The sequence below is a fragment of the Actinomycetospora sp. ABD4_176 genome (assembly GCF_056311855.1).
This window is the reverse complement of record NZ_CM149974.1, coordinates 4,138,830-4,164,062: the sequence shown is the minus strand read 5'-3', so window position 1 is coordinate 4,164,062 and position 25,233 is coordinate 4,138,830. Positions and strand designations below refer to the sequence as shown.

The window sequence follows — 25,233 nt, the reverse complement described above, 5'->3', positions numbered from 1 at the left end:
TCCCGTCGAAGGAGCCCCATGCCCCGCACCGATCGCGGCCCGCTGCACGACGTCCTCGTCGTCGACCTCAGCCGCGCGCTGGCCGGCCCGCACGCGACGATGATGCTCGGCGACCTCGGCGCCCGGATCGTCAAGATCGAGAACCCGATGGCCGGCGACGACACCCGCGGGTGGGGCCCGCCCTTCGTCGGCGAGGAGGGCGCCCAGGAGTCGACGTACTTCCTGTCGGCCAACCGCAACAAGGAGTCGGTCGCCCTCGACCTCAAGGCCGACGACGACCGTGCGGTCCTCGAGGAGCTCGTGCGGCGCGCGGACGTCCTGGTGGAGAACTTCCGCGTCGGTGTGCTCGACCGGCTCGGGCTCGGCCCCGACGACCTGCGGGCGCTCAACCCGCGCCTGGTCGTCCTGTCGATCACCGGGTTCGGGCACGACGGCCCCGAGGCCGGCCGCTCGGGCTACGACCAGATCGCCCAGGGCGAGGCCGGTCTGATGTCGCTGACCGGCTCCGGACCCGACGATCCGCAACGGGTCGGCGTCCCGATCGCCGACATCCTCGCCGGCATGTACGGCGCCTACGGCGTGCTCGCCGCGCTGCACGAGCGCGAGCGCACCGGCGAGGGCCAGGTCGTGCGGTCCTCCCTGCTCTCGGCCGTGGTCGGCGTGCACGGCTTCCAGGGCACGGCCTGGACCGTCGCCGGCAAGGTCGGGCAGGCCCGCGGCAACCACCACCCGTCGATCTCGCCCTACGGCATGTTCCGCTGCGGCGAGGGGATCGTGCAGATCTCCTGCGGGTCGGAAGGGCTGTGGCGACGCCTCTGCGCCGAGTTCGGCCTCGACCCCGACGCCGAGGGCATGCGCACCAACGCCGAACGCGTCGAGCACCCCGAGCTCGTCCGGCCGGCCGTCGAGCGGGCGTTCGGCGGCGACACCGCCGAGACGGTGCTCGCCCGCCTCGAGCGCGCGGGCGTCCCCGCCGGGCGGGTCCGCACGATCGACGAGGTCTACGCCTGGGAGCAGACCCGCAGCCAGGGCCTGCTCCTCGACGTCGACCACCGCTCCCTGGGCACCGTGACCGTCCCGGGGCCGCCGCTGCGCTTCTTCGCCGACGGCACCGAGGTCTCCCCCACCGAGCACGCGGCGCCCCCGGTGCTCGACGAGCACGGCGCGGCGATCCGGGCCGAGTTCGGCCGCGCCGACGCGACCGCCGGGACCCGCGCGTGAGCGCCCCGGCCCGCCTCGTCACGGGGTCGCGGGAGTTCCTCGACGCCGTGCTCGACCCCGGCTCGTTCTGCTCGTGGGAGCTGCCCGCGACGCCGACGCTCCCCCCGCACGAGGACTACCGCCTCGAGCTCGCTCACGCCGTGCAGCGTGCCGGCACCGACGAGGCGGTCGTGTCGGGCGAGGGCCGGGTGGGCGGACGCCGGCTGGCGGTGGTCGTGAGCGAGTTCGGGTTCCTCGTCGGCTCGATCGGCACGGGGGCCGCGCGTCGCATCGTCGCGACGGTCGAGCGCGCCACCGCCGAGGGGCTCCCGCTGCTGCTCGCCCCCGCGTCGGGGGGCACCCGCATGCAGGAGGGCACGCCCGCGTTCCTCCAGATGCCCGCGATCGCCGACCGGGTGGCCGCGCACCGCCGTGCCGGGCTGCCCGTCGTCGTCCACCTGCGCCACCCCACCACCGGTGGCGTCTTCGCCTCGTGGGGGTCGCTCGGCAGCCTCACGCTCGCCGAGCCCGGAGCGCTCGTCGGCTTCCTGGGCCCGAAGGTCTACCGGGCCCTGCACGGCACCGCCTTCCCGCGCGATGTCCAGACCGCCGAGAACCTGCACGCCCACGGCCTCGTCGACGCCGTCGCCACCGCGAGCGAGGGGCGCGAGATCGTCCGACGGGTCCTGGACCTCACCGCCCGCGGTCCCCTCCCCGTCGGCGCCCCGCCGCGGACGACCGCGCCCGCCGACGACGACGGTGACGGTGTGGACGCCTGGGCGGCGGTGGCCGCGACCCGGCGTCCCGACCGGCCCGGCCTGCGCGACCTGCTCGCCCACCACGCCCGCGACGTCGTCGCCCTGCACGGCACCGGGACCGGCGAGACCGCTGCCGCGACCGTGGTGTGCCTCGCGCGCCTCGGCGACACGGCCTGCGTGCTCGTCGGGCAGGACCGCGCCGCGCAGGACGAGCGCGAGATCGGCCCGGCGGACCTGCGGGTCGCCCGGCGCGGCATGGCCCTCGCCGCCGAGCTAGGGCTGCCGCTCGTCACGGTGATCGACACCCCGGGCGCCGAACTGAGCGCGGCCGCGGAGTCCGCGGGCCTGGCGGGCGAGATCGCCCGCTGCCTCGCCGACATGGTCGCCCTCCCGGTGCCGACCGTGTCGGTGGTCGCCGGGCAGGGCGCCGGCGGCGGGGCGCTGGCGCTGCTGCCGGCCGACCGGGTGGTGATCGCCCGCCACGGCTGGATCACCCCGCTGCCGCCCGAGGGCGCCGCCGCCATCGTGCACGGCGAGGCCGGGCGGGCCGCCGAGGTGGTCGCGGGCCAGCACGTCCGCGCCGCCGACCTCGTCGCCCTCGGCGCGGTGGACCGGATCGTCGCCGAACGGCCCGACGCCGCCGATGAGCCCACGGCGTTCCTCCAGCGGCTCGCCGCCGCGGTCACGGAGGAGATCGCCCTCGCCACGGCGCGTGGCAGCCGTCACGCTCGCCTCACCCGACTCACACCCGGGGCGGCCTGAGCCCCACGACCCGCACACCCGGTCCCCGCCGCAGGCAAGCGACGAGGACGGCGAACGGAGAGAAACTCATGGTCATCATCGGCCTCGCGGTACTGGGCGGGTGCTATCTCGTCGGCACCCTGATGGGAGAAGCGCTCGGACTCGCGCTCGGCGTCGACGCCAACGTCGGCGGCGTCGGGTTCGCGATGGTGCTGTTCGTGCTGGTCGCCGACCAGCTCCGGCGCCGGGACCGGTTCCCGGCCGCCACCGAGATGGGCGTCCTGTTCTGGTCCGCCCTCTACATCCCGATCGTGGTGGCGATGGCGGCCACCCAGAACGTCGTCTCCGCCCTGTCGGGCGGCCCGATGGCCCTGATCGTCGGGGTCGCCGCGACGTTGGTCGGGCTCGCCCTGGTCCCGCTGCTGGCCCGCATCGGCGGCAAGGCCGAACCCCTGCCGCCGCTGGAGGACGAGGAGGCACCCGTGCGGGCCCGGGAGGCCGACGCCTCCAGCGACCGGACCACCGCTGAGGGCACCGCCCCGGACCGGACCGCCACCGACCAGACCACCGCCACGAAGGGGAGCGCCTGATGGACCGCATCGCCGAGGTCTTCACCGACAACGGGCTCGTCTTCGCCTTCTTCCTGGTCGGCATGGTGGTGCTCGCGTCGAACTTCCTGTCCAAGAAGCTCACCCGCGGGCGCCTGCAGGGCTCCGCGATCGCGATCGTCGTCGGGCTGGTGCTGGCCTACGTCGGCGGCTCGGTCACCGGCGGCGAGGACGGCCTGGCCGACGTCGCGATCTTCGCCGGCCTCGGGGTGATGGGCGGGGCGATGCTGCGCGACTTCGCGATCGTCTCCACCGCCTACGGCGTCGACCTGCGCGAGATCCGCAAGGGCGGCGCGGCCGGCATCCTGTCGATCCTGCTCGGCGTGCTCGTCGCCGCGGTCGTCGGCGCCCTCATCGCCTTCGCCTTCGGCTACACCGACCCGGTCAGCATGGCCACCATCGGCGGCGGCGCCGCGACCTACATCGTCGGCCCCGTCACCGGGACGGCGCTCGGCGCGAGCAGTGAGGTCATCGCGCTCTCGGTGGCCGCCGGCCTGGTCAAGTCCGTCCTGGTCATGATCGGGACGCCGTTCATCGCCCCGCTGATCGGGCTGAACAACTCGAAGTCGGCCATGGCCTACGGCGGGCTGATGGGGACGACCTCGGGCGTCGCCGGCGGGCTGGCCGCCACGGACAAGCGCCTCGTGCCCTACGGCGCCATGACCTCGACGTTCTACACGGGCATGGGCGCCCTGCTCGTCCCGTCGGTCTTCTACCTCGCTCTCGTGGGGATCATGACCTGACCTCACGGCGGGCGGGCGTGCAATATTTTGCATACGGTGTCTCACGACCTGGCGATCGGCGCCCAGGACGAGGACCAGGAGGCCCCGATGTCCCTCGACGACTTCGAGCGCTACCCGCTGCTGTTCGGACCGAGCCCGGTCCACCGGCTCGACCGCCTCACCGCGCACCTGGGCGGGGCGGACGTCTGGGCCAAGCGGGAGGACGCCAACTCCGGCCTGGCCTACGGCGGCAACAAGACCCGCAAGCTCGAGTACATCGTCCCCGACGTGCTCGCCTCGGGCGCCGACACGCTGGTCTCCGTCGGCGGCTACCAGTCCAACCACACGCGGCAGGTCGCCGCGGTCGCGGCCAAGCTCGGGCTCAGAGCCCGGCTGGTGCAGGAGAAGTGGGTGGACTGGCCGGACGCGGTGAACGACAAGGTCGGCAACATCCTGCTGTCGCGCATCCTCGGCGCGGACGTGCGGCTCGACCCGGCCGGCTTCGACATCGGCATCCGCGACTCGTGGGAGCGCGCGATGGAGGAGGTCCGCGAGGCCGGCGGCACGCCCTACGGCATCCCGGCCGGGGCCTCGGAGCACCGCCTCGGCGGGCTCGGGTTCGCGCAGTGGGCGCGCGAGGTGGAGCAGCAGGAGGCCGAGCTCGGCGTCTTCTTCGACACGATCGTCGTCTGCACCGTCACCGGCTCGACCCACGCCGGCATGATCGCCGGCTTCGCCGCGCAGGAGCCGTCGCGCCGGGTGATCGGGATCGACGCCTCGGCGACCCTGCCGAAGACCCGCGACCAGGTCGCACGGATCGCCCGCCACACCGCCGAGCTGATCGGGCTCGGGCGCGAGCTGCGCGACGACGAGATCACCGTGCTCGAGGGCTGGGCCGGAGACCGCTACGGGATCCCGGTGGCGTCGACGATCGACGCGATCCGGCTCACCGCCGAGCTCGAGGGGATGATCATCGACCCGGTGTACGAGGGGAAGTCGATGGCGGGGCTCGTCGACCTCGTGCAGTCGGGCGAGATCGGGCCGGACTCGACGGTGCTCTACGCCCACCTCGGCGGCCAGCCGGCCCTCAACGCCTACGCGGGCGCGTTCTCCTGAAGCCGCTGCTGGTCCGTCGAGGGTGCGGCGAGCTCGAGCAGGAAGGTCGCGTCGTGGTCGAGGTCGACCGGACCGGGCAAGGCGGTGAGTTCCACGCTGCCGTCGGCGTCGGCCCGACGGATGCGTTCGACCGACCACATCCGCACGCCGTCGGGGAAGAGCGGCCAGAGCATCCCGTCGACGGCCCACAGGTAGGGCTCGACGACGAGACGCCGCCAGCACCATGATCGCGACGACCTGGACGACCCTGCACGATGCCCTCATGGGCGCTCCTCCCTCTCGGGAGGTTCGACGCAGCTCGGCGCCGATCGGATCCGGCGGATCGGGAGATCTTCAGTGGCGTCAGCATGGACGCGCTCGACGCCAGGACAGCGCGTTCTCTCGAACGGGGCTCTGCCGTCGGTCGTACTCGCTATCGTCGACACGTGAGCAGCGCGAGGCCGGAGGCTCCGTCGCGGGAGGAGCTCCCGCCGCTCCCGCGCGCGGGCGCCACGCCGCGTGCGGTGCTCGAGGCGCTCCATCCTGAACATCGCGAGGCGTTCAGCCGCGCCTTCCGAGCAGCGTTGGACGAGGCTGGGCGGGACATGGACCTGACGGTCGTGCACGAGACGATCGAGTTCTGGCGGCGGCGCGCATGGATCACGCGCGACCGCGGTCAGCACCGTCGGGTCGTCCGCGACGCGGTCACCGCGCTGACCGGCACGGCGCCGCCCGAGGACGAACCCACGGACGTCTCCGAACGCCGCCTCTGACGCCACCTCGTGTACTCGCTCGACACCCGCGGGCCCGCGCAGGACCAGATCCGGGCGCTCCCGCCCGAGGCAGTCGACGACTTCGAGCTGCTCCGCCGAGCGCTCGAGGCAGACCCGTGGGACAGCGACCCGTACGTCGCCGAGAAGCCGGCCGGGCCCCTGCGGACACGAGCCTTCGGCGAGGGCGGGCTGGTCACCTTCCTCGTCCTCGAGGATCAGCAGCGCGTCGACCTGCTGCTCGTCCAGTGGGCGTGACCCGACCGCCCACCGGGGTACTGGCGCCGGAGACCACGCAGTCGAGAAGGAGGCGCTACTCGTGTCCCACCAGCCGCCCGACCCGTACCAGTACCTGCCCGACGTCGCGTCGTTCACCGTTACCAGCACCGACGTCGCCGACGGCCAGACACTGCCGAACGCGCAGGTCAGCGGCATCATGGGCGCCGGGGGCGAGGACGTCACGCCGCAGCTGGAGTGGTCCGGCGCCCCCGACGGGACGAAGAGCTACGCCGTCACCTGCTTCGACCCCGACGCCCCGACGGCGAGCGGGTTCTGGCACTGGGCGGTCACCAACATCCCCGCCTCCACGACGAGCCTGCCCGCCGACGCCGGCGACCCCGAGAAGGGCCTGCTGCCCGAGGGCGCGATCACCCTGGCCAACGACGCCGGCGCGAAGCGCTACATCGGCGCCGCCCCGCCGCCCGGGCACGGCGAGCACCGCTACTTCTTCGTCGTCCACGCGGTCGACGTCGAGGACCTCGGGGTCGGCGCCGACGCCACGCCGGCGTTCCTCGGCTTCAACCTCTTCTTCCACAGCATCGGGCGCGCGATCATCACCCCGACCTACGAGATCCAGGGCTGAGCACGAGGGGGGCGGCGGTGGAGGGTGACGACGGCCGGCCGCTGCCGTCCCTCGACCGCGTCTCGGCGCTCAGCGACGGCATCTTCGCCATCGCGATCACGATCCTCATCCTGCCGCTGACGGACGTGCAGATCCGGGACGGGCAGGTCATCGGGGACCTGCTCGACCTGGGTCACCAGTTCCTCGCGCTCATCCTGAGCTTCGCGGTCATCGGGGGCTTCTGGGTCCTCCACCACGACGACCTCCTGGCGCTGCGCGGCGCGAGCCGGCGCCTGCTGGTCGCGAACCTCGTGTTCCTGTTCTTCGTCGTCATGCTGCCGTTCCCCACCGCGCTGCTCGGCAACGGCGACAGCACGGCAGCGACGGTCGTCTACGCCGGCTCGATCATGGGCACCTCGCTGAGCTCGCTCGCGCTGTGGCGCATCGCCGAGCAGGACGGCCTGGTCGGCGGCGACGGCTGGGTGCGACGCTGGGGCCACGGCAAGTACTGGGGGACCGCGGCCGTCGTCGTCGGGTTCCTGCCGTCGATCCCGCTGGCGTACGTGTCGCCCACCTGGGCCCGGGTCAGCTGGGCCCTCGCGCTCCCGCTGAGCTTGCTGGCCGACCGCCTCAAGGCCCGGACGGCGATCCGATCATGAGCGAGCAGGTGCACCCCGACGACGTCGACGCCTGGCGCACGTGGCTCGCCGAGCACCACGACCGCGGCGTCGGCGTCTGGCTCGTGACCTGGAAGCCGCGGACCGGGCGCCCGACCGTCGGCTACGAGGAGTCCGTCGAGCAGGCGCTGTGCTTCGGCTGGATCGACAGCACCACCCGCTCGCTCGACGACGAGCGCACGGCGATGTGGTTCGGTCCGCGTCGACGCGGCAGCGGCTGGGCGCGATCGAACAAGCAGCGGGTCGCGCGCCTGGAGGAGGCGGGGCTGATCGCGCCGGCCGGGCGGGCGATGATCGACGCGGCGAAGGCCGACGGCAGCTGGACGATGCTCGACGACGTCGAGGACCTGGTCGTGCCGCCCGACCTCGCCACGGCGTTCGACACGCACCCCGGCGCGCGCCAGCAGTGGGAGGGCTTCAGCCGTTCGAAGCGGCGGGCGATGCTCGTGTGGCTCGTCGAGGCGAAGCGGCCGGCGACGCGGGCCGGGCGGATCGCGCAGATCGCGCAACGGGCGGCGGCGGGCGAGGTCGCCTACCCGCGGGCGTGAGACGGGCGCGTGAGACGGGCCAGGGCGCGGGTAGTCGAGCAGCCATGATGACCGTCATCACCCACGTCACGCTCACCCCCGGCCGCGAGCCGGAGTGGGACGCGGCGATGCGCGACCGCCTCGAGACCGCCCGCGAGAAGGAGGGGTGGATCGGCAACCAGCTCGTCATCCCGCTCGAGTCGCCGAACGAGCGCACGGTGATCGGCACCTGGACCACCCGCGCGGCGTGGGAGGCCTGGCACTCCGACGAGGCGTTCCTCGAGACCCGCGAGCGGATGGAGGGCCTGCAGGACGGGCCGAGCGAGACGAGCTGGTACGAGGTCGTGTCGGACGAACGCGCCTGAGGTCGGCGCTCGGCGACGCGAGCTGTGTCAGCCGGCCGCCGCGGCGGCCCGCTCGACGGAGTCCACGAGCTGCTCCTCGCTGATCATCGGGAAGATGCCGCGAAACTGCTCGTCGGTGACGTCGCTCCAATCGTAGGTGAGCGTGACGTCGGTGCCCGACCCCGCTGGTTCGAGACGCCAGGTGAAGGTGTGACCGGTGGCCTGCATGTCCCCGATCCGATCCCGATACCCGTCCTCGGGGTGCAGGTTGCCACCCCAGCTGATGAGCCGATTCTCCTCGAACTCCTGTATCGTGATCTTGACCTGATAGTCGCCGAGGATGGAATTGTTCATGTTCATCACGAACTGGTCGCCGGCCTGACGAAGCGTGACGTCGGGCCCGTCGAGGGACCGCAGCATCCCCGAGCCGTCGATCTCGGGGTGACGCGCCGGGCTCGTGAGCAGGGCGAACAGTTTCTCGGGCCTTGCGTCCACCGTGCGTCGGATTTGGATTCGTTCCTCACCCATCATCATCCCTCCTCGGTCAGGAGTCCGGATCGGGGGCGCATGGTCCTCGGGGCCCACCAAGACCACCAGGGTCGCGCGGTTCCGAATCCTGAGAATTGTCGGGATCGGGTGGGGGGAGGGTTACGGAAGGGCGAGGCGGCGGGAGACGATCACGACGTCGCTCTGGTTGCCCCGGGCCTGGCGCAGCTCGGGCGGGCGGGGGCTGAAGTCCGGGATGCCGGCGAGGCCGAGGGTCTGGTCGTCGACGCGCAGGGTGGCGGGGCCGGCGAGCTGGAGGTCCACCACGGCGCCCTCGGGCGGGACGTCGTCGAGCTCGAGCCGCAGCGGGCCGCCGTCGAGCGGCGTCGAGACCGGCGGGCGGCCGGGGTAGGCGACCGTCACCGCGGTGGCGGGACGGTCGGCGCGCACGAAGATCGTCGGCGCGCCCCGCGGCGACGACACCTGCAGCCGCACGCCGCCCGGGATCGGGCTCGGGAGCGCGGCGGGGCCCGGCGCGGGCCGGACCGGTGCCGGCCCGCTGCCCACCGGCCCGCCGTACGGCCAGGACTCGACCACCGAGGGCGGGTCCGGCGCGTAGCTGCGCGTCCAGTCCGCGGGCGCGGTGTCCGCCGTCACCCAGCGCGCGACGCCCGCGTCGGCGTCGAGGACGTAGGCGAGGCTGCTGCCCTGCGGGGTCCGGGCGTCGGGGCGGTCGACGAACAGCCCGCCCGCGGCGAGGATCAGCACCCAGAACAGCGCCATGATCGGCAGCGCGTACCCCCGGACCTGGCCGGGGCGCGGCAACGCCGAGAGCCCGGCGGCGATCGGCACCCCGACCAGCACGAACACCGCGACCGGGAGCCCGTCGGACACCCCCGCGACGCCGTAGGACGCGACCGCGAACGGGACGAGCAGGGCGACCGCGGGGACGGCGCCGAGCACGAGGAACGGCACCGCGAGCCAGGGGCGCTCCCCCGCCAGCGCCACCACGATCAGGCCCACCGCGAGCCCCACGACCGGCCACGCCAGCAGGAACACCGAGCCCGGCGCGACGGCCGCGAGCCCGAGGGAGAGCAGCGCCAGCACCAGCAGCGCGCCGCTCGCGAGGGCGAGGCCACCCGGCCGGCGGCGCAGCAGGCTCACCACCAGGGTCACCACGACGAACGCCAGGACTCCGGCCGCGATCTCGTAGAGCGTCGGGCGGCCGAGGAACGGGCCGGTGTCGGCGTACGACGGGCGGAACCAGACCAGCGCCCGCCAGAACCCGATCCCGGCGGCGACCGCGACGCCCAGCGCGAGCAGGTAGGCGCCCACGCCGCCCAGCACGCCCCCGATCGTCGCCTTCCGGCGCACCCGCGCCACGACGATCAGCACCACGACCAGCAGCAACGCGAGACCCGCGACGGCCCAGGCCCAGAGGCTGTCGTAGGTGACGAGGTAGCCCAGCGCGGCGAAGTAGGTGCGGTCACCCGTCGGCTCCCGGCCCGAGGCCCGCGGGTCGAGCGGGGCGAGGTCCTCGGCGCCGAGGGCCCGGGTCAGCGCCAGCGCGTTCCCGCCGTGGTTCTGCACCGAGGCGCGGCTGAGGTTCGCCGGGGTGTCGCCCGGGGTGTGGTACTGGTACGGCCGCTCGATGAACGCCGCGTTCATGCCGGGCCGGCCGGCGTCGAGGACGGGCGAGAGGTCGGTGTCGTTGGGCAGGAAGCGGTAGATCTCGACCAGCGAGGAGTCCCCCCGCGGGTGCGGCACCGAGCGGGCCCACGCGTCGACGAGCCCGGCGTTGCCCGGCGAGGTCTCGAACAGCAGCGACGGTCCCTCGACGCCGCGGGCCTCCCAGTTCAGGACGACGGTCGGGCGGTCGGGGGGCAGCTGCTCGCGCACCCACGCCCGCGCTCCGAGCAGGCCCGCCTCCTCGCCGTCGGTGAGCACGACGGTGACGTCGTTGCGCAGCGGCGGGCCGGCGCGCAGGGCCCGCACGGTCTCGAGGAGGGTCGCGACGCCCGCCATGTCGTCGGCGGCGCCGGGTCCGGCGGTCACCGAGTCGTAGTGCGCCATGAGCACGACGGCGCCGGTCGGGTCGGTGCCCGGCAGCGTGGCGACGACGTTCTCGACGCGCGCCGCCCGCGCCTGTCCCTGCTCGGCGGCGATCGCGGCCGTGGCGTCCACCCGAGGGTCGAGGCCCTCGGCGCGCAGGCGTCCGACCAGCGCGTCCCGGGCCGCGTCGGACGCCGGGCTGCCCACGGGGCGGGGCTCGCGGGCGAGCTGGTCGACGGTGACGGCGGCGCGGTCGGCGCTGAACGCGGCGGGCGGCGCGGACGCCGGCACGGGGTCCGGCGGGCGCTCGAGGAGCACCGCGTAGGCACCCACCACTGCGAGCAGCACCACGGCCAGCAGGCGCCCGATCACGGCGTGCACCGTCTCGCACCGGCGCGTGGCGCGCCAGCGACGCGCAGACAAGATCGGCCGTCCGGCCGTGGCGTGATCGACGTGCCGTAGGTCACGGTGGGGGGGACGACGTTGTCGAAGCTAAAGGAGCCGCGAGCATGGGACAGCTCGACGGGAAGGTCGCCTTCATCACCGGGGCCGCGCGCGGCCAGGGCCGCAGCCACGCGCTGCGGCTCGCGCAGGAGGGCGCCGACATCATCGGCGTCGACATCTGCGAGCAGATCGGCACAGTGCAGTACGCGGGCGCGACGCCGGAGGACCTGGCGGAGACCGCGAAGCAGGTCGAGGACCTCGACCGGCGGATCGTCACGCGCCAGGCCGACGTCCGCGACCGGCAGGCGCTGCAGGCGGCGTTCGACGACGGCGTCGCCGAGCTCGGCCGCGTCGACATCGTGCTGGCCAACGCCGGCATCGCGAACCAGGTCGGCGGCGAGCCCGACGACGAGGAGCGCGGCTGGCAGGAGGTCATCGACATCAACCTCACCGGCGTCTTCCACACCGTGAAGGCCGCGGCGCCGCGCATGATCGAGCAGGGCGACGGCGGCGCGATCGTGCTCACGAGCTCCACCCAGGGCCTGTCGGGACGCGGCGGCGACGGCGGCGGCGCCTACAGCGGCTACGCCGCGGCCAAGCACGGCGTCGTCGGGCTCATGCGGTCGTTCGCCCACTGGCTCGCGCCGCACAGCATCCGCGTCAACACCGTCCACCCGACCGGGGTGAACACGCCGATGGTCGTGAACCCGCAGCTCGAGGCGTGGATGGCGGAGAACCCGGAGAAGGGCGACGCGCTCGCCAACCTCCTGCCGGTCGAGATCGTCGAGGCCGTCGACATCTCCAACGCCATCCTCTACCTCGTCAGCGACGCGGGCCGCTACGTCACCGGCGTGACCCTGCCGGTCGACGCGGGCTTCGCCGTCAAGTGACCGACGACCTGACGGGCGTCCGGGAGAAGGTCGCGGCGCGGGTCGTCGGCCGGGAGCGGGAGCTCGACCTGCTCCTGGCCGCCGTCGCCGCGGGGCGCGACGTCCTGCTCGAGGGCCCGCCGGGGACGTCGAAGTCGACGATCCTCGCGGCGATCACCGCCGAGTGGGACGTGCCGATGGTGTTCGTCGAGGGCAACGCGGACCTCACGCCGACCCGGCTCGTCGGGCACCACAGCCCGGCGCGGGTGCTGCGCGAGGACTACTCCGCGGAGACCTTCGTGCCCGGGCCGCTGCTGGAGGCGATGCGCTCGGGCGGCTTCCTCTACGTCGAGGAGTTCAACCGGGCGCCCGAGGACACGCTGAACACGCTGCTCACGGCGATGGCCGAGCGGCGGATCGCCGTGCCGCGGGTCGGGACGGTGGAGGCGGCGCCGTCGTTCCGGGTGGTCGCGACGATGAACCCGTACGACACGATCGGCACCACGCGCCTGTCGACGTCGGTGAGCGACCGGCTCTGCCGCCTCGCCGTCGACTACCAGGACGCCGAGGCCGAGCGCGCCATCGTCGCCGCCCGCACCGACCTCGACCTCCCGCGGCTGGTCGCCGACGCGGTCGGCCTGACGCGGGCGACGCGCGGGCACGAGGCGACCCGGCAGGGCAGCAGCGTGCGCGGGGCGATCGACCTCGCGCTCGTCGTCGACCGGCTGGCCCGGCTGCGCTCGGTGCCAATCCCGGACGACCCCGGCACGACCCCGCCGCGGGGGCTGCCCGACGACTACACCGCACTCGTCCTCGACGGTCTGCTGCTCGCGCTCTCGGGCCGTATCCACCTCGACGAGGTCGTGGAGGCGACGCCGGAGCAGGTGCTGCGGACGATCTGGGAGTCGTGGTTCGTGCTCGACCCGGCGCGCGCCGAGCCCGGTTGAAAGCAGGTCGAGGCCGACAGCCCCGTCCGCCGTGAGTCGCGGCGTCGCCCGTTGCGTCGGAAGCCGAAGCAGCTGACCGAGGAGCCGGCGCTCTACGAGCGCGCCGGGGCGGGCGGCGGGCTCGTGCTCTCCGACGGCACGCGGCGCCGGCGCGGGGACCGGTCGGTCGGGAGCCGGACCGCGCCCGGGGCGTCGGACGAGCCGGCCGAGGTGGTGGCGCTGGAGGAGCTGGGTGCGCGGACGGCCGACGAGGTCGCCCGTGCCCGGTCCCGGCGGATCGCCCGGCGCCTGGCGCTGCGCCCGCCGACCGACGAGGAGCGCTCCACCGGGGTGGCCGGGGAGCTGGTCAGCCGGCGGTGGCACGGCGCGGGCGACGACCTCGAGCTCGACGCGACCCTCGAGGTGCTCGCGGCGAACCCGGCGCCCGCCGACGAGGACCTCGTCGTGCGCGAGCGGCGGCGCAGCGCGCGGACGGTGGTGCTGGCCGTCGACGTCTCGGGGTCGATGACCGGGGAGCGCGCGCTGACCGCGGCGGCCACCGTGGGCGCCCTGGCCGGCGAGCTCGGGCGGGACCGGTTGGCGGTGGTCGCGTTCTGGTCCGACGCCACGATCCTTCTGCGCCCCGGCGAGCGGCTCGCACCGCTCGCGGTGCTCGACCTGCTGCTGCGCGTACCGACCCGCGGGCTGACCAACGTCGCCTTCGCGCTGACCACGGCGGCGCGGCTGGCGGCCGGGACCCCGCATGCGCGGGTGCTGCTGCTCTCCGACGCGGTGCACAACGCCGGCCCCGACCCGCGCGGGATCGCCGGGCGCCTGCCGCGGCTCGACGTGCTGCTCGACGTGTCCGGCGAGCGCGACGTCGAGCTCGGCCGCGACCTCGCCCGCGCCGGGCGGGGGCACTGCCGTCTCGTGCGCGACCACCACGACGTCGCGCCGGCCTTGTCAGTGATCTTCAGCGCGATGTGAGCGGAATTCACGGTTCTGCCCGTGGATTCCGCTCACGTAGGCGGCCACCACCACCGGCCACACCGCCTGGGCGAGCACGACGATCCGCTGGGACAGGCCGTACCAGGTGCCGGCGGTGACGAGCTGGACCGCGAACCACGCCACGAGCACGACAAGCACGCCCGTCGCGACGGCGGAGGCCACCCGCAGCCGTCGGTCGACCGCCGGCGACGCCACGAGGCCCAGCGGCCAGGTGCTGTACGCCGCCCACGCCAGGCCACCGGCGACCATGTGCACCGCCGAGTAGCCGCCCACCGGCTGCGGGTTCAGCCCCGTCAGCACGAGGAACGCGCCGCCCGCCGCGAGCAGCCGCCACGCCGCCGGCGGGACGCGGGGGCGCAGGGCGAGCGCGGTGAGCACGGTGAGGGCGCCGCCGAGCACGAGGGTGCCGGTCATGATCCAGCGGCTCGTGGCGGCGAGGCCGGCCAGGGCGCTCGCCGACTGGTCCCAGGGGTCCGGGATCGGCTGCGCGACCTGGGCGGCGAGGACGCCGACGACGAACACGACCGGACCGGCCACCGCGGCGGCGAGCGCGAGCGGGGGCCGCGCCGCGCGGACCGCCACCACGAGCGGCCAGACCATCTCGCCGAGGATCAGCGCGCGTTCCGCGAGCCCCAGCGACGCGCCGTCGGTCCAGGCCTGGGCGCAGAACCATCCGAGCAGGCCGAGCAGGACGACCACGGCGAGCGCGGAGCCCCACCGCAGGACGGGGTCGAGGCGACGGTCGGCGGCCAGCGGGAGCGGCCAGAGCACGAGGGCGACGGCGCCGGTGACCGTGGCGGCCATGTGCACCGTCGAGCTGCCGTGCGCCGGCTGGGCGGCGAGCGCCGCGACGACCACGGCCGCGCCACCCAGCCCGAGGACGGCACGCGCGGCCCGGGACACGCTTCGCAGACCGGCCGCGACCAGCACGTACAGCACGCCGACGATCGCCAGGGCGCCCGCCATGATCCACCGGTCGGTGGCCGCCCGGCCGGCGAGCGTGCTGACCGTCTGCCCGACCGCGTCGTAGGCGCCCGCCGGCTGCACCGCCTCGGCGAGCAGCTCACCGACCACCAGCACCACCGGCGCGGCGAGGGCCAGAGCCGCGACCGCGAGAGCGCGGGGGCGGTCGCGGGGCGCGGCGGGGACGAGCTCCCGCTCGCGTGCCGGCGTCGCCACCTGGGTCCGTCCTCTCCGCCCGTCGATCGGTTCGGCGACTACCCGGTCGCCGGATCACCCCACACCCGGCGTCGCGGCTCCCGGCGCATCAGCCAGGTGCGCGGCCCGGCGTCGGGGACGGCCTCGCGGGCGACGCCGAAGCCCGTGCGTTCGTAGTAGGCGACGTTGGCCTCGCTCGTCGTCTCCAGGTAGGCCGGCAGCCCGCGCTCGTCGGCGTCGGCGAGGACCGGGGCCGTGAGCGTCGTGCCGACCCCGCGGCGCTGCCACACGGGGTCGACGCCGAGCGCGAGCAGGAACCAGTGCGGGTCGGGGGCGAGCTCGCGCCGCCGGCCGTCGAGCCAGCTCGTGTAGGCCGTGAACCGCCGGAACGCGGCCGGTCCGAGCGTCACCGGGAACGACAGCATGCCCGCGCGGGCCATGGCGGCGACGGACATCGTCGTGTGGCCGGGCGGCAGCCAGATGGCGACGCCCGCGCGCTGCGGGGTCGTCAGCACGGTCCCGGCGAGCCGGCCGTAGCGCACGGCGCCGCGGAAGAAGCGGTCGAGCTTCGCGGGCCGCGTCGACCGGTCGGGGAAGACGAAGGTGAACATGCCGTCCTCAGCGAACGCCCGCGCCCCGGCGGCGGCGACCGCCGGCACGTCGCCCTCCCCCACCGCTACCGCGTCCCCCATGTCCGGATGGTGCTCCGCGCCGCCGCGTCGGGTCCAGCAAGTGCGCTGCGCGCTCGTGAGCACTTTCCCGGGCTATAGCACCTGAAAGTGCTCACGTGCGCGGAGCGCACCGGTGCAGCGTCGTGCTCGGTGCCTCGCCGAACCGCGCGCGGTACTCGGCGGCGAAGCGTCCGGCGTGGGCGAAGCCGTGGCGGAGGGCGGCGTCGGCGACGGTGGTGTCGTCAGCGGGGTCGAGGTCGGCCAGCTCGCGGTGGACGGCGTCGAGGCGGCGGCGCCGCAGGTAGGTGACCGGTCCGACGCCGAACTCGGCGTGGAAGACCGTGCGCAGGGTGCGCTCGCTGACGCCGGTGAGCCGCGCGAGCTCGGGCGCGGTCGGGGGGTGGGCGGGGTCGGCGGCGGCCCGGTCGAGGACCCGGCGCACGACCGTCGACGACACGGGCGGCGTGGGCTCGCGCAGCGCCTCGGTGTACGAGTGGGGGTGCCCGAGCAGCAGCGCCGTCGCGGCCGCGTGCTTCAGCGCCGCCCAGACCCGGGGCGGCGGCCCGTGCGGGCCGGCGGCCGCGCAGGTGCCGCGGACCAGCTCGGCGGCCCCGCTGACGGTGCCGCCGGCGCGCGGCATCGCGAGGTCGAACGTCAGCGGGGCCTCCGGCGCCCGGCCCAGCAGGGCAGCGAGCTCCCGCTCGAGGTCGGCGCGGTCGATCTTGAGGACGAGCAGGTCGAGGCCGGCGTCCCACCGCATCGTCAGCGGCCCCGACGAGGAGAACACCGCGCCGCGCGACGCGTCGGCCCGCACCCGCATGCCGCGGTGCTCGGCGTGGAAGCCGGCGCGCACGGGGAGGTGCACGGTGGCGAAGGCGTCGAGCGGGTGCGAGCGGATGTCGACGGCCGCCCCGTAGGAGAAGCGCAGCAGACCCAGGCCGTCACCGACGATCCACCGCACGTCCGCCCCGAACGACGCGCCCTCGCGGCGCACCGTCATCCGGTGCCCGGTCATGAGCGGTTCGGTCCGCTCGTGGGCGTCGTCGGGGTCGGCCGTCCGGAAGCCACCGCGACAGACCTCCACGCCGCACCTCCTCGTGCCGCACCCGACGCTGGCGTGACCCGCCGGGAGGTGTCAAGGGCCACACCCGGCTCGCCGGAACCGGACGGCGCGGCCGGAAGCGGCTACCGATCGCCCCCGGTCCGCTCCTAGCGTCGCCGGCCACCGCAGCCCAGCACGAGGACGTGAACCGGTGACGACCATCGAGGACACGAGCACGGTCATCCCCCTCGGCGAGTACGCCGACGGCGACTTCTACCCCGGCTACGAGCCGCGCCTGGAGTCCCGACCGTTCCTGGCCGAGCCGCTCGCGCCCTTCACGCGCGCCGACGAGGGCCGCTTCTGGATGCGGGACTCCCAGCACTTCGCCGAGGGCATCACCCCGGCGAGCATGGGGCTGCTCGAGGACGCCCAGACCTGGGGCACGCAGTACGGAGCCGAGATCGTCGGCATCCCGCCGACCGCCGGCATGGTCAACCGGATCGCCGGCGTCCACGTCTACCTCGGCCAGTGCCCGATCACGTCGGTCTGGCAGATGGGCGCGCGCGCCGAGCGTTTCGGGGCGTTCGCGGGGCCGCGCCTCGCCGACTTCGACACCTACTGGGCGGGCTACCGCGCCGAGCTCGAGGCCGCCTACGCCCACTTCGACGGGCTCGACGTCGACGCGATGGACCGCGCGGAGCTGCGCACGGCCCTGGACGACGCGATCGCGTTCCACCGGCGCGCGTGGGGCGTGCACTTCGAGGTCATGTACCTGCTCGCGGCCAACTACGTCGCGCTCTTCGGGCTGGTCACCGACCTCGGGCTCGAGACCGGCGAGATCCCCAAGTGGCTCGCCGGCGAGGAGACCGCCTACCTGCGCACCGACGAGGAGCTCTGGCGCCTCGCCGGACGGGCCCGCGAGCTCGGCGTCGCCGCGGCGCTCGCCGCGCCGACCGTCGAGGACGTCCGCGCCGCGCTCGAGCGGGAGCCGAACGGGCCGGCGTGGTGGGGCGAGCTCGAGGCGTTCCTCGCGGTCTGGGGGCAGCGCACCGACGAGACCGCGACGATGGACCGGCCCTCCTGGGCGGAGCACCCGGCCACGCCGCTGGGCACGATCCGCGAGTTCCTCACCCGCCCCGAGGGCCACGACTTCGCGGCCGCGCGCCGCGACGTGCTCGCCGAGCGCGACCGTCTCGTCGACGAGGCCCGGGCCTCGCTCACCGAGGAGGACCGCGCCCGGTTCGACGCGGCGCTGGCCTCCAACCGGTCCGCGAACTTCGTGTGGTGGAACGAGGAGCACAACTTCCTCATCGACCGCCGCGTCCACCTGCCGATCCGGCGCCTGACGCTGGCGGCGGCCGACCGGCTCGTCGCCGACGGGGTGCTCGACGCTCGCGAGGACGTGTTCTTCCTGTTCCGCCACGAGCTGCTCGACCTGCTCGACGGCGGCGGCCCGGCCGACTGTCGGTCCCTGGTCACCGCCCGTCGCGACTACTACGAGCACTGGTCGGCCCGGGGCGGCGAGCTCCCGCCCGTCGTCGGGACGGTCCCCGACGCGGTCAACGACCCGATCATGACTGAGCTGTTCGGCCTCACCCCGGAGTACTTCGCGACGATCAAGTCCCGGCGGGCCACGGCGTCGCTGTCGGGGTTCCCGGCGGCCCGCGGCACCGTGGTCGGCACCGCCCGCGTCGTGCGTGCCGCGCAGGACATCGACCAGGTCCGCGACGGCGACATCCTCGTCTGCGGCGGCACGACCACCGAGTGGACGCCGGTGTTCGGGCTGGTCAGCGGGTGTGTCACCGACACCGGCGGCACCCTGTCGCACACCGCGATCATCGCTCGCGAGTACGGCATCCCGTGCGTCGTCGGCACCGGCGTCGCCACCTCGACGATCACCACCGGCGACCGCGTCCGCATCGACGGCGACCGCGGCGTGGTGGAGGTGCTGGGGTGAGCCTTCACGACCTGGCCGGGACCGCCGAGCGGGCCGCCCGCGCCGGCGGCGCCGTGCTCCTCTCCTACCAGGACAAGGTGCTCGAGGTGACGCTCAAGGACGCCCGCGTCGACGTCAGCTCCTCGGCCGACCTGGCCGCGCAGGAGGCCGTCGTCGCGGCGATCCGGGCCGAGCGCCCCGACGACGTGGTGCTCGGCGAGGAGGACGCCCCCGACACGAGCGCGCCGGTCGCGGGCCTGTGCTGGTGGGTCGACCCCCTCGACGGCACCCGCGCGTTCATCGACGGCTTCCCGTGGTTCGCGACCGCGGTATCGGCGACCCTCGACGGCGACCCGGTCGTCGCCGCCGTCCACGACCCGCTGCGCGACGAGCTCTACGCCGCCGTGCGCGGGGGCGGCGCCACCTGCAACGGGCGGCCCCTCGGCGTGTCGCCGGCGACGCGCGCGGCCGAGGTCGTCGTGTGCGTACAGGCCCAGTCGGCCGACCCGGCCGTCATCGCCGAGTTCGCCCGGCTCATGCGGGCCATGCTCACGGTCTCGGGCGGGGTCCGCTTCCCCGGCGCGCCCGCGCTCGTCATGGCCCACCTCGCCGCAGGCCACCTCGGCGGCTACGTCGAGCGCGACATGGCGCCGTGGGACGTCGCGGGCGGGCGGTTGCTGATCGAGGAGGCCGGCGGGCGCGTCACCGACTTCGCCGGGCGGGTCCGGGACGGGTCGGTCCGCCACGACATCGTCGCCAGCTGCGGCGGCGCGGTCCACGACGAGCTCGTCGCGGCCACCGGCATGCGCTTCGAGGAGGGCTGATGACCGTCAACACCGAGATCGCGGTGACGACCACCGGCGGCTGGGCGCGTCCGGGCTGGTGGGACGTGGTGGAGCCCGCCGAGGCCGCCGGACGCTTCGGGCCGGACGACGAGCGCGAGCTCTACGACGACTACTGCCGCCTCGCGATCGGCGACCAGGAGCGCTGCGGCCTGGACATCGTCACCGACGGCGAGCACCGCCGCCGCGGCTGGATCGAGAACATCACCGCCGCGCTGCCCGGCCTCGTCCTGCAGCCCGCGCCGCGCCGCCTCGGCGCGCTGGGCTACGACATGCTCGACGTCTGGAAGGTCACCGAGCCCCTCGACGACCTGAGCTGGATGTGGGACTTCGTCGGCGAGTACCGGTTCCTGCGGGCCGCGACCGACCGCCGCCCCCGCGTCGGGATGCCGGGCCCGTACGGGATGACGACCGAGCTGGACTTCCGCGACGTCTACCCGTCGCGCAAGGCGTGCGCGGCGGCGCTGGTCCCGGCCCTGCGCGGCCACATCGCCGAGCTGCTCGACGCCGGCTGCGACTACATCCAGCTCGAGGAGCCGATCACCCCGGCCGTCGCCGACGACGACCGCAGCCCGGCCTCCATGGTCGAGATCATCAACCAGGTGGTCGACGGATTCGACGGCTGCACCTTCACCGTGCACATCTGCTTCGGCTCGTTCCGCCGCCTGCCCTACGCCAAGCGGACCTACCGTTGGCTGTTCCCGACGCTGCTCGACGCCAACGTCCACGGCTTCAGCCTCGAGTTCGGCGGGCGCGAGATGGCCGAGATCGACCTCGTCGGCCAGTGGGACCCGGGCCGGATCCTCTCGGCGGGCCTGGTGGACATCAAGACCCACTACGCCGAGACCCCCGACGACCTCGTCGAACGTCTGCGCACGTGCCTGAAGTACCGCAGCGCCGAGGCCCTGGAGATCTCGACCGACTGCGGGCTGCGGCGGGTGCCCCGCAACCTCGCGATCGCCAAGATGACGGCGGCCGCGCAGGCCGCGGAAAGGGTGCGCCGGGATGGCTGACATGACGATCCGGGCCGAGACGGTGGGGTCGTTCCTGCGGCCGGCGGCGTTGCGGGAGGCGATGGCCGCCCGGGCGTCCGACCTGCGGTCCCTGCAGGACCAGGCCGTGCTCGACGTCCTCGAGCTGCAGCGGTCCGTCGGCCTGCCCGTGGTGGGCGACGGGGAGATGCGCCGGCGCATCTGGCACGGCCCCGTCCTCGACGTCACCGACGGCTTCGACCCCGAGGGCTTCACGCGCACGTGGACCGCCCCGGACGGGCGCACCGCGTCGCACACCTCGCCGGTCGTGGCGTCCCGGCTGACCCCGCGCGGCAGCCTCGTCGACGTCGAGGCGGCCTTCCTGCTCGCGCACGCCGACCGGCCGGTCAAGGTGACGCTGCCCGTCCCCACGAACTTCCTGAGCTACTGGACCGCCGGCGTCTCCGACCAGGCGTACGCCGACCCGCAGGAGTTCCTCGACGACCTCGTCGCGATCATGAACCGGCAGGCGCGGGAGCTCGCGGACGCCGGCGTGCGCTACCTGCAGCTCGACGCCCCGAAGTACACGTTCCTGGACGATCGGCGCCTCTTCCCCGACCCGGACCGGTGGCCCGAGCAGCTCGCCCACTACGTGCGGACCGACCGCCGCGTGTTCGACGGCGTGGGAGACGACGTCGTCACCGGCATCCACATCTGCCGCGGCAACTACCGCAGCATGTACGAGAGCTCGGTGCCCTACGACGAGATGGGCGAGGTCCTGTTCTCGGAGGCGGACTACGACCGGCTGCTGCTCGAGTACGACGACGCCCGCGCCGGCGGGTTCGGCGCGCTGCGCCACGTGCGCCCCGGCACGACCGCGGTGCTCGGCCTCGTCACCACCAAGCACCCCGAGCCGGAGTCCGTCGACGACCTGCGGCGGCGGATCGACGAGGCCGCGACCCACCTGCCGCTGGAACGGCTCGCGCTCAGCCCGCAGTGCGGGTTCGCGAGCACCTGGGAGGGCAACGAGCTCTCGCCGGACGACCAGCGGCGCAAGCTCGAGCTCGTCGTGCGGACGGCGGATCTCGTCTGGTCCTGAACCGTCCTCGATCCGCGGCCTTGTTCCCCGGCGGCCGCTCGGGGAGGGTCGCGCGATGGCGACCGAGGCGCGGGCCGCTGGGGGTCGGATGACGGCCGTCCGCGACTGGGCGTCCGAGCGGCTCGGCGAGATCGTCGACGACCTCGCCGTCCTCGTCGACACCGAGACGCCCAGCACGGACCCGGTCCTGCTCGCGGCGGGGGCGGGCGTGCTGACCGGGTGGGTGCTCGAGACCTGGGCGGGCTCGCGCGCGACGACGCTCGGCGCGGGCCCGGGCGCGGTCCTGCAGCTGGACGCGCCGGGCTCGCGGGACGGCACCGTGGTGCTGCTCGGGCACCTCGACACCGTGTTCGAGGCCGGGACGGTCGCGGCGCGGCCGTTCGCCGTCACCGACGGCATCGCGCGCGGGCCCGGGGTGTTCGACATGAAGGCCGGGCTGGTGCAGGGCGTCCACGCGGTGGCCGCGCTGGACGCGCTCGGGGTGCCGCGGCCGTCGGTGCGGTTGCTGGTCAACCTCGATGAGGAGGTCGGGAGCCTGGGATCGCGGTCGCTGCTCGTCGACGCGGCCGCGGGCGCCGACGCCGTCCTGGTGCTCGAGCCGGGCGGCGTCACGGGCACGGTGAAGACCGCGCGCAAGGGCGTCGGGCTCTGGACGGTGACGGCGACCGGGGTGGCCGCGCACGCGGGGCTGGACCCGGAGGCGGGCGCGTCGGGGGTGCACGCGCTGGCGTCGTTGACCGGTGTCCTGACCGGGCTCGCCGACGCCGCGGCCGGCACGACGGTGAACGTCGGCGTGCTGAGCGGGGGCACGCGGCCCAACGTCGTCGCGGAGCACGCGCGGATGGAGATCGACGTGCGGGCGCGCACGGACGCGGAGGCCGCGCGGGTGACGGCGGCGCTGTCGGCGTGGCGCCCCGCCGATCCGCGGGTGCGGATCGAGGTCGTCGGCGGCTGGAACCGGCCGCCGTGGACGGCGCCGGCGCCGGGCCTGGTCGCGCGGGCGGAGGCCGTGCTGGCGTCGCTCGGGGTCACGGTCGATCCGCGCGAGGTCGGCGGCGCCAGCGACGGCAACATCCTCGCCGCGGCCGGGCTGCCGGTGCTCGACGGGCTCGGGGCCAGCGGCGGCGGGGCGCACGCCGAGCAGGAGCACGTCGTGGTCGCCGACCTGCCGGTGCGGATCGCCCTGCTCGCAGGACTGATCACGGACGGCTGCCCCTGAACGACACGTTGGTGGTTCTTTTGGGGTCACGGTCGGGTCACCGTCATGTTGCGGACTGGGGGTGATAGTGCGCGATCGGGTGAGTTAGGGTCCGCCCTCGTGACCCAGTCGGGGGATGCCACTCAGACCAATGTGTTCGACCTGACGAAGCGGGGCTACAACCCGAACCAGGTCGACGGGCACGTGCAGGCCCTGCTCGCACGTGTCGAGATGCTCGAGCACGCCCACCGGCAGGAGCAGCAGCGCGCCGAGGACGCCGAGGCGGAGCTCCACCGGGCCCGCAGCCGCCCGGAACGTCAGGGCGACGGCGACTCGGCCGTGGAGGGCGGCTTCGGCCACCGCATCGAGCGCGTCCTGCGCGTCGCCGAGCAGGAGGCCGCCAACGCGCGGGCCACCGCCGCTCGCGAGGCGTCGGCGCTGATGGAGCGCACGCGTAAGGAGGCCGAGGCCCACCGCCAAGACGGCGAGCAGAACCTGGCCGCCCGTCGGGCCGCGCTCGACGAGGAGGCGACGCGCCGCCGCGGCGACCTCGACGACCGGGAGCGCGAGCTCGACGAGCAGGCCGCCTCGACCCGCGAGGAGGCCGAACAGACGCTCGCCGAGGCGCGGATGGGCGCCGAGCAGATCACCCGCGACGCCGAGGCCGAGGCGCAGCGCCGCCGCGAGGACACCGAGGCGATCATCCGTCGCCGCCACACCGAGGCGGAGAACGAGCTGCAGCGCCTCAAGGGCCTGCACGACGGGGTGCGCACCGACCTCGGTCGCCTGCTCGAGTCGCTGTCCGGGCAGCTGCCCGCGCGCGAGCGTCACCTCCAGGCCGCGCCCGCCGCGCTCCAGGCGGCCACCGTGGCGCAGCCGGCGCAGGCCGACCAGGGCGCGCGCCTCGACGGGGCCGGTTCGTCGTGACCGCCGGGCGGGCGGCGCCTCCGCGGTTCGGCGCGGTGGTCGTGCCGACGCGAACGGTCCGCCGCCCGGTGGCCGGCGACGACACCGACGTCCTCGCACCCGTCGGTGCCGCGACCGGCGCGGCGCACGCGGTGCGCGCCCGTCATGGTCGAGCGGCTTCGCCGGCGGAGCCTGGATCCCCGGCCGAGCGGACCCTCGAGGTGCTCCCGTCCGTCCAGCGCCGGGCGCTGGTCCTGCGCCACGCCCAGGGCCTGGCCACGCCCGAGATCGCCGACCTCGACGGCGTCCCGCTCGAGGTCGTCGAACGCCGCCTGACCCACGGTGCGCTCGCCTTCGCCCACCGCCTCGGCCTCGCCACCGGGACCACGAGCCCGGACGCCGTCGCGGCCCGGGAGATCGCGGCGCTGGGAGCGCGGGCGGCGTTGCCGCCGGCTCCTGGGGCGCCCGCCGCCGTGCCCGCGGAGCGCGACCGCCGGGTCCCGATCGCCGCGGTGTGCCTCGCGGCCGCGGCGGTGGCGTCGGTCGGTGCCGCGGTCGCCGCGACCACCGACGGGCTCGAGACCAGCGGCTCCGCCGGTGACGGGTCGCCCGGCGCGCCGGTCGGGCAGCTCCCGCCGCCCGGGCTCGCCGGGGCTCCTGGTGCGGGTCCGGCGTCGCCCGACGCGGGCGCGATCGACGACCTCGGTGACCTCGGCGACCTCGGCCTGCGCGGGGGCACGTCCTCCCCCGCGGCCCCGTCGCCCGCCTCCGGCTCGCCCACGCCGTCGCTGGCCGCGGCGGCGGGGCTCGTGCCGGGCGGGGTGCCCGCGGGGATGCCTGCCGGGGTGCCGGCGGGCGTGGGTGGCGGCCCGGGTGGGCCTCCGATCGGTCCCGGCGGGGGCGCCGGCGCGGGCTCCGGCAGCGGTGCCGGTGGTGGTGCCGGTGGTGGGTCCTCGCCGGGTGCCGGGCCGGCGGTGCCACCGTCCTCGGCCTCGCCGTCGAGCACGACCCCACCGTCGTCCTCGGGCCCGCCGTCCTCGACCCCGCCGTCCTCCGCCCCGCCGTCCTCGACCCCGACCGCGCCGCCACCGTCCCCCGGCGATCCGTCGGACGGCCCGTCGACCCAGCCGCCCCGTGCCGACCCTCCTCCGCGCGCTGCCGCGTCGAGCAGGGGCCGGGGCGGCGGGGCCGACCGCGGGCGCGCGGACGACGGCGGCCGCGGGGGTGGCGGTGGCGGTGCTGATCGTGGTGGCGACGGTCCGAGCGGCGGCCCGGACGGCGGTGGCCAGCGCGAAGGGGGCGGCGAGCGGGGTGGACCCGAGCGCGGCGGAGGCCGCTGAGC

Annotated in this window: 27 protein-coding genes; 21 read left to right on the top strand and 6 right to left on the bottom strand. The window is 75.1% G+C overall.

Annotation, left to right across the window (positions count from 1 at the left end; genetic code table 11):
* Positions 1-18: 18 nt before the first annotated feature.
* From ACYX4T_RS20185 to ACYX4T_RS20165, 5 genes are all read left to right on the top strand, one after another.
* Entirely contained in the window at positions 19-1,221 is a 1,203-nt protein-coding gene (locus tag ACYX4T_RS20185) for a CaiB/BaiF CoA transferase family protein (protein WP_476011061.1), read from the top strand.
* A complete protein-coding gene (locus ACYX4T_RS20180; protein ID WP_476011060.1) occupies positions 1,218-2,720 on the top strand; it encodes a carboxyl transferase domain-containing protein in 1,503 nt (500 codons plus the stop codon). The genes ACYX4T_RS20185 and ACYX4T_RS20180 overlap by 4 nt, the downstream gene beginning before the upstream one ends.
* Positions 2,721-2,788: 68 nt before the next feature.
* Positions 2,789-3,289, top strand: coding sequence for a malonate transporter subunit MadL (gene madL / locus ACYX4T_RS20175; protein WP_476011059.1), 501 nt, complete (start codon positions 2,789-2,791; stop codon positions 3,287-3,289).
* On the top strand, positions 3,289-4,050 hold the full coding sequence (madM, locus tag ACYX4T_RS20170) for a malonate transporter subunit MadM (protein WP_476011058.1): 762 nt from the start codon (positions 3,289-3,291) through the stop codon (positions 4,048-4,050). Before madL ends, madM begins: the two co-directional genes overlap by 1 nt.
* Before the next feature lie 87 nt (positions 4,051-4,137).
* Positions 4,138-5,145 (top strand): 1-aminocyclopropane-1-carboxylate deaminase, encoded by a 1,008-nt coding sequence (locus ACYX4T_RS20165; RefSeq protein WP_476015319.1) that lies wholly within the window; start codon positions 4,138-4,140, stop codon positions 5,143-5,145.
* Here the strand turns inward: ACYX4T_RS20165 and ACYX4T_RS20160 are convergent.
* A complete protein-coding gene (locus ACYX4T_RS20160; protein ID WP_476011057.1) occupies positions 5,124-5,318 on the bottom strand; it encodes a hypothetical protein in 195 nt (64 codons plus the stop codon). The genes ACYX4T_RS20165 and ACYX4T_RS20160 overlap by 22 nt on opposite strands.
* An 81-nt stretch (positions 5,319-5,399) precedes the next feature.
* Between ACYX4T_RS20160 and ACYX4T_RS20155 the strand changes: the two genes are divergently transcribed.
* The 6 genes from ACYX4T_RS20155 (at position 5,400) to ACYX4T_RS20130 (ending at position 8,304) form a co-directional block, all read left to right on the top strand.
* Positions 5,400-5,897, top strand: coding sequence for a DUF6247 family protein (locus tag ACYX4T_RS20155; protein WP_476011056.1), 498 nt, complete (start codon positions 5,400-5,402; stop codon positions 5,895-5,897).
* A gap of 9 nt (positions 5,898-5,906) precedes the next feature.
* Positions 5,907-6,152, top strand: a complete 246-nt coding sequence (locus tag ACYX4T_RS20150) for a hypothetical protein (protein ID WP_476011055.1) — start codon at positions 5,907-5,909, stop codon at positions 6,150-6,152.
* Positions 6,153-6,213: 61 nt separating this feature from the next.
* Positions 6,214-6,756 (top strand): YbhB/YbcL family Raf kinase inhibitor-like protein, encoded by a 543-nt coding sequence (locus ACYX4T_RS20145; protein WP_476011054.1) that lies wholly within the window; start codon positions 6,214-6,216, stop codon positions 6,754-6,756.
* Between the two features lie 17 nt (positions 6,757-6,773).
* Positions 6,774-7,394 carry a TMEM175 family protein gene (locus ACYX4T_RS20140; protein ID WP_476011053.1) on the top strand — a complete coding sequence of 207 codons (621 nt, stop codon included), beginning with the start codon at positions 6,774-6,776 and terminating at the stop codon, positions 7,392-7,394.
* Positions 7,391-7,960 (top strand): YdeI/OmpD-associated family protein, encoded by a 570-nt coding sequence (locus ACYX4T_RS20135; protein WP_476011052.1) that lies wholly within the window; start codon positions 7,391-7,393, stop codon positions 7,958-7,960. The genes ACYX4T_RS20140 and ACYX4T_RS20135 overlap by 4 nt, the downstream gene beginning before the upstream one ends.
* Positions 7,961-8,004: 44 nt before the next feature.
* A complete protein-coding gene (locus tag ACYX4T_RS20130) occupies positions 8,005-8,304 on the top strand; it encodes an antibiotic biosynthesis monooxygenase family protein (protein ID WP_476011051.1) in 300 nt (99 codons plus the stop codon).
* A 27-nt stretch (positions 8,305-8,331) separates the two neighbouring features.
* On the opposite strand, the gene ACYX4T_RS20125 is transcribed toward ACYX4T_RS20130, so the two are convergent.
* Positions 8,332-8,817: an SRPBCC domain-containing protein gene (locus ACYX4T_RS20125; protein WP_476011050.1), complete on the bottom strand. Its 486-nt coding sequence runs from the start codon at positions 8,815-8,817 to the stop codon at positions 8,332-8,334.
* 114 nt (positions 8,818-8,931) lie between these two features.
* Positions 8,932-11,193, bottom strand: a complete 2,262-nt coding sequence (locus tag ACYX4T_RS20120) for a M20/M25/M40 family metallo-hydrolase (protein ID WP_476011049.1) — start codon at positions 11,191-11,193, stop codon at positions 8,932-8,934.
* Between the two features lie 137 nt (positions 11,194-11,330).
* Between ACYX4T_RS20120 and ACYX4T_RS20115 the strand changes: the two genes are divergently transcribed.
* The 3 genes from ACYX4T_RS20115 to ACYX4T_RS20105 are packed head-to-tail and all read left to right on the top strand — an operon-like array spanning position 11,331 to position 14,047.
* Complete coding sequence (locus ACYX4T_RS20115; RefSeq protein ID WP_476011048.1) at positions 11,331-12,155, top strand: mycofactocin-coupled SDR family oxidoreductase; 825 nt, start codon at positions 11,331-11,333, stop codon at positions 12,153-12,155.
* The gene (locus ACYX4T_RS20110; protein ID WP_476011047.1) at positions 12,152-13,081 is read left to right on the top strand and encodes an AAA family ATPase; all 930 of its coding nucleotides are present in this window, start codon (positions 12,152-12,154) and stop codon (positions 13,079-13,081) included. The genes ACYX4T_RS20115 and ACYX4T_RS20110 overlap by 4 nt, the downstream gene beginning before the upstream one ends.
* A 51-nt stretch (positions 13,082-13,132) precedes the next feature.
* Entirely contained in the window at positions 13,133-14,047 is a 915-nt protein-coding gene (locus ACYX4T_RS20105; protein WP_476011046.1) for a vWA domain-containing protein, read from the top strand.
* Here ACYX4T_RS20105 and ACYX4T_RS20100 read toward each other — a convergent pair.
* From ACYX4T_RS20100 to ACYX4T_RS20090, 3 genes are all read right to left on the bottom strand, one after another.
* A complete protein-coding gene (locus tag ACYX4T_RS20100) occupies positions 14,024-15,247 on the bottom strand; it encodes a DUF998 domain-containing protein (RefSeq protein WP_476011045.1) in 1,224 nt (407 codons plus the stop codon). The genes ACYX4T_RS20105 and ACYX4T_RS20100 overlap by 24 nt on opposite strands.
* A 38-nt stretch (positions 15,248-15,285) precedes the next feature.
* Entirely contained in the window at positions 15,286-15,918 is a 633-nt protein-coding gene (locus ACYX4T_RS20095) for a GNAT family N-acetyltransferase (protein WP_476011044.1), read from the bottom strand.
* A 91-nt stretch (positions 15,919-16,009) separates the two neighbouring features.
* Positions 16,010-16,981 (bottom strand): AraC family transcriptional regulator, encoded by a 972-nt coding sequence (locus ACYX4T_RS20090; protein WP_476011043.1) that lies wholly within the window; start codon positions 16,979-16,981, stop codon positions 16,010-16,012.
* 169 nt (positions 16,982-17,150) lie between these two features.
* Between ACYX4T_RS20090 and ACYX4T_RS20085 the strand changes: the two genes are divergently transcribed.
* The 7 genes from ACYX4T_RS20085 (at position 17,151) to ACYX4T_RS20055 (ending at position 25,231) form a co-directional block, all read left to right on the top strand.
* Complete coding sequence (locus tag ACYX4T_RS20085) at positions 17,151-18,896, top strand: PEP-utilizing enzyme (RefSeq protein ID WP_476011042.1); 1,746 nt, start codon at positions 17,151-17,153, stop codon at positions 18,894-18,896.
* Entirely contained in the window at positions 18,893-19,699 is an 807-nt protein-coding gene (locus ACYX4T_RS20080; RefSeq protein WP_476011041.1) for an inositol monophosphatase family protein, read from the top strand. Before ACYX4T_RS20085 ends, ACYX4T_RS20080 begins: the two co-directional genes overlap by 4 nt.
* Positions 19,699-20,730 (top strand): hypothetical protein, encoded by a 1,032-nt coding sequence (locus ACYX4T_RS20075; RefSeq protein ID WP_476011040.1) that lies wholly within the window; start codon positions 19,699-19,701, stop codon positions 20,728-20,730. Before ACYX4T_RS20080 ends, ACYX4T_RS20075 begins: the two co-directional genes overlap by 1 nt.
* Positions 20,723-21,787, top strand: a complete 1,065-nt coding sequence (locus ACYX4T_RS20070; RefSeq protein WP_476011039.1) for a cobalamin-independent methionine synthase II family protein — start codon at positions 20,723-20,725, stop codon at positions 21,785-21,787. Before ACYX4T_RS20075 ends, ACYX4T_RS20070 begins: the two co-directional genes overlap by 8 nt.
* 88 nt (positions 21,788-21,875) lie before the next feature.
* On the top strand, positions 21,876-23,006 hold the full coding sequence (locus tag ACYX4T_RS20065) for a M20/M25/M40 family metallo-hydrolase (RefSeq protein ID WP_476011038.1): 1,131 nt from the start codon (positions 21,876-21,878) through the stop codon (positions 23,004-23,006).
* Positions 23,007-23,138: 132 nt separating this feature from the next.
* The gene (locus ACYX4T_RS20060) at positions 23,139-23,912 is read left to right on the top strand and encodes a hypothetical protein (protein ID WP_476011037.1); all 774 of its coding nucleotides are present in this window, start codon (positions 23,139-23,141) and stop codon (positions 23,910-23,912) included.
* Positions 23,913-24,112: 200 nt separating this feature from the next.
* Positions 24,113-25,231, top strand: a complete 1,119-nt coding sequence (locus ACYX4T_RS20055) for a hypothetical protein (protein ID WP_476011036.1) — start codon at positions 24,113-24,115, stop codon at positions 25,229-25,231.
* The last annotated feature ends 2 nt before the right edge of the window (positions 25,232-25,233 follow it).

Bases quoted from the DNA above. Each gene is read 5' to 3' on its own strand.
- ACYX4T_RS20185 (WP_476011061.1), top strand. From the start codon at position 19: ATGCCCCGCACCGATCGCGGCCCGCTGCACGACGTCCTCGTCGTCGAC.
- madL (WP_476011059.1), top strand. From the start codon at position 2,789: ATGGTCATCATCGGCCTCGCGGTACTGGGCGGGTGCTATCTCGTCGGC.
- madM (WP_476011058.1), top strand. From the start codon at position 3,289: ATGGACCGCATCGCCGAGGTCTTCACCGACAACGGGCTCGTCTTCGCC.
- ACYX4T_RS20165 (WP_476015319.1), top strand. From the start codon at position 4,138: ATGTCCCTCGACGACTTCGAGCGCTACCCGCTGCTGTTCGGACCGAGC.
- ACYX4T_RS20160 (WP_476011057.1), bottom strand. From the start codon at position 5,318: ATGCTCTGGCCGCTCTTCCCCGACGGCGTGCGGATGTGGTCGGTCGAA.
- ACYX4T_RS20155 (WP_476011056.1), top strand. From the start codon at position 5,400: ATGCCCTCATGGGCGCTCCTCCCTCTCGGGAGGTTCGACGCAGCTCGG.
- ACYX4T_RS20135 (WP_476011052.1), top strand. From the start codon at position 7,391: ATGAGCGAGCAGGTGCACCCCGACGACGTCGACGCCTGGCGCACGTGG.
- ACYX4T_RS20130 (WP_476011051.1), top strand. From the start codon at position 8,005: ATGATGACCGTCATCACCCACGTCACGCTCACCCCCGGCCGCGAGCCG.
- ACYX4T_RS20125 (WP_476011050.1), bottom strand. From the start codon at position 8,817: ATGATGATGGGTGAGGAACGAATCCAAATCCGACGCACGGTGGACGCA.
- ACYX4T_RS20115 (WP_476011048.1), top strand. From the start codon at position 11,331: ATGGGACAGCTCGACGGGAAGGTCGCCTTCATCACCGGGGCCGCGCGC.
- ACYX4T_RS20095 (WP_476011044.1), bottom strand. From the start codon at position 15,918: ATGGGGGACGCGGTAGCGGTGGGGGAGGGCGACGTGCCGGCGGTCGCC.
- ACYX4T_RS20075 (WP_476011040.1), top strand. From the start codon at position 19,699: ATGACCGTCAACACCGAGATCGCGGTGACGACCACCGGCGGCTGGGCG.
- ACYX4T_RS20070 (WP_476011039.1), top strand. From the start codon at position 20,723: ATGGCTGACATGACGATCCGGGCCGAGACGGTGGGGTCGTTCCTGCGG.
- ACYX4T_RS20065 (WP_476011038.1), top strand. From the start codon at position 21,876: ATGACGGCCGTCCGCGACTGGGCGTCCGAGCGGCTCGGCGAGATCGTC.